The organism is Allobosea eneae (genome assembly GCF_042657265.1).
Taxonomy (GTDB): domain Bacteria; phylum Pseudomonadota; class Alphaproteobacteria; order Rhizobiales; family Beijerinckiaceae; genus Allobosea; species Allobosea eneae.
Genome location: NZ_JBHSLW010000136.1, coordinates 1 through 2,143 on the forward strand (window position 1 = coordinate 1; position 2,143 = coordinate 2,143).

The window sequence follows — 2,143 nt, forward strand, 5'->3', positions numbered from 1 at the left end:
CGGCACCGCCGGCCGCCTCGTCGGGCACTTCCACATCCACAACGGCGACGAGTCAGGCTTCGTCTGCGAACGCGTCTGACTTCTTCAACAGCCTGCTAGGTCGACCCGGCGTTCGACCACGCGGCCCGCGATCGGTGCGCGTAACTCGTAGCGCTGCAGCCCGGGCAACGTCGACAGCTCCCCTTCGACGGAGGCGACCTGGCGGAACGGCTTGACCTCGCGCCGGACCCCGGCGACTTCACGATCGCTCACGCCAAGCGCGGTTAGCTTCTGACGAGCCAGATCAACCCGGAGCTGAGCCTCGGCAAAGGTGCTGCGAGCCTTGAGATACTGCTGCTCGGCTGAAATCTTTTTGTCCCAGAGCGACTGCTCGCGCTCGAACAGTGTGCTTTGCAGCTCCTGGTTGACCAGCGACGCGAGCAGCTCGCTCTTTGCATCGGCAACTTCCCGGCTATCGAGAACCGCGATAGTTTCGCCCTTGGCAACCTGGTCGCCTAAGCGCTTGTTGAGCTCCGTAACCGTGCCAACGACCCGCGCAGCAACTCGGCCGACCCGATCGGCGTCCATTGCGATTACGCCCGGCACCGTCAGCCTGCGGGTCAGCGGCCCGCCCGCTGCAGGCGCAACCGTTATCCCGGCGGCGGCGACCCGCTCCGGTGACATTGCAACCACGCCCTCCGGCCCCTCTTTCTCGCCGGAACCGTGTGCGCTGGCAGGTTTGGCGCCATGCCCGTGGCCATCGCTTTCGCGCTTCCCCTCGCCGGCCTGCATCACAGCGTGGGCAGCCTGTGAGATAGCTGGCGGGAGCGGGACGGCATTCAAGGCTGCGCGGACCGCTTGCGAAACGGCCGGCACAAGACTGCCGACGGCAATTCCGATCACGCCGACAAAAACGATGACGACAAGACGCTTGATCATAGCAAGACCCTCACCACGGGCGCACGAAGCTTACCCATCCATGGCTTCGCGCTGATAAAGCAGCGAAGCGTTCAACGCACCAAAGCTCTCGAGTAAGAGCGGGAGCTCATGGGGCTAAACCCCCACAAGCTCGATCAGGCGCTACGAGGTGGCTTGAAGGGTAGGGAGGACAAAGCGCGACTGGGCTGCAAATCGGCTTCACGCGGAAGCGGTGCACCCAATACAAGTCGTCGAATAGGCAATGTCTTAAAGTTCGCACGAGCGACCGAATGCATGCAATGAGCATGCTGGACGAGCTCCTCGTCCAATAAGTCCCCTGTCGGACCAGGCGAGCCGATATCAGTCAAACTCGTGATGGCAGCGCCAGAGGTACCCACGTCCAATCCGGCCGCGAAAGCCGAGACAGGAACAGCAAAAGTCATAACCAAGACAAGAACAAGAGCGCGCACAACCGCTGTCTGCCGGAGGCAGCGTAGCAGCACACCATAGCTTGTCAATTTAAGCATAATATTGCGCTTATTGGGTCAATTAGCGTGCGTCAAGGCTGTAGCGACCTTTGCCAGCCTCGGCCGTACCCGACTTCAATGTCACAGTCGCACGGATTTTGCCGGTAACCGGGAAGTCGATTTTGCCTGCGAGGCGGTTCTCACCCGATGGGCTCATCTCCACTGTTTTCTGCTGGTTGTCAGCGGCAAGCACGACGGCAGTGGCCGAGAACTTGGCCGCATCGACCTTCTTCTCCTGTTTATCGACGATGTAGAGCATCACGTCCGCGCCTTTCACGACCAGCTCAGCCTCGTAGGCACCAATTTGCTGGATCTGACCACCGTTGGCAGCGACGTGTGAGTGGCCACCCTGAGCCATCACTCCGGCTCCGCTCAGCATCAGTGCGGCGGAGGCCGCCACAAAACCACGAGCAACAAACGTCATTAAGCGTCCTCCTATCCCGTTTCGCATCACAATTCCTCTCATTCGACGGCTTATTGACCTACTTCGCGCTCGGCTTGGACGCATACGTCATGATAGCAGATCGACGCGGGCTTTAGAAGCGCGTCCGGCTCACAAGCTCTGTTCTACAAGCTGATGCCACTAGAGGGTCAAGGGGGGCGGGCTAACTTTTACCACCGCTAGCAGGCTGTTGAAAAACCCGCTCGCCGCAGGGCATTCGGCGTGATTCATTGTCTTCGAAGGGGTTCGGAGATCGGTGCATGCGCGGTGACGACAA

2 protein-coding genes are annotated in these 2,143 nt (G+C 60.5%); both read right to left on the minus strand.

Features of this window, described 5'->3' with window-relative positions:
- Positions 1-84: 84 nt before the first annotated feature.
- Positions 85-918 carry an efflux RND transporter periplasmic adaptor subunit gene (locus ACFPOB_RS30440; protein ID WP_377801886.1) on the minus strand — a complete coding sequence of 278 codons (834 nt, stop codon included), beginning with the start codon at positions 916-918 and terminating at the stop codon, positions 85-87.
- Positions 919-1,446: 528 nt separating this feature from the next.
- The gene (locus tag ACFPOB_RS30445; protein WP_377801887.1) at positions 1,447-1,848 is read right to left on the minus strand and encodes an adenylosuccinate synthase; all 402 of its coding nucleotides are present in this window, start codon (positions 1,846-1,848) and stop codon (positions 1,447-1,449) included.
- Positions 1,849-2,143 lie beyond the last annotated feature (295 nt).

Bases quoted from the DNA above. Each gene is read 5' to 3' on its own strand.
- ACFPOB_RS30440 (WP_377801886.1), bottom strand. From the start codon at position 918: ATGATCAAGCGTCTTGTCGTCATCGTTTTTGTCGGCGTGATCGGAATT.
- ACFPOB_RS30445 (WP_377801887.1), bottom strand. From the start codon at position 1,848: ATGACGTTTGTTGCTCGTGGTTTTGTGGCGGCCTCCGCCGCACTGATG.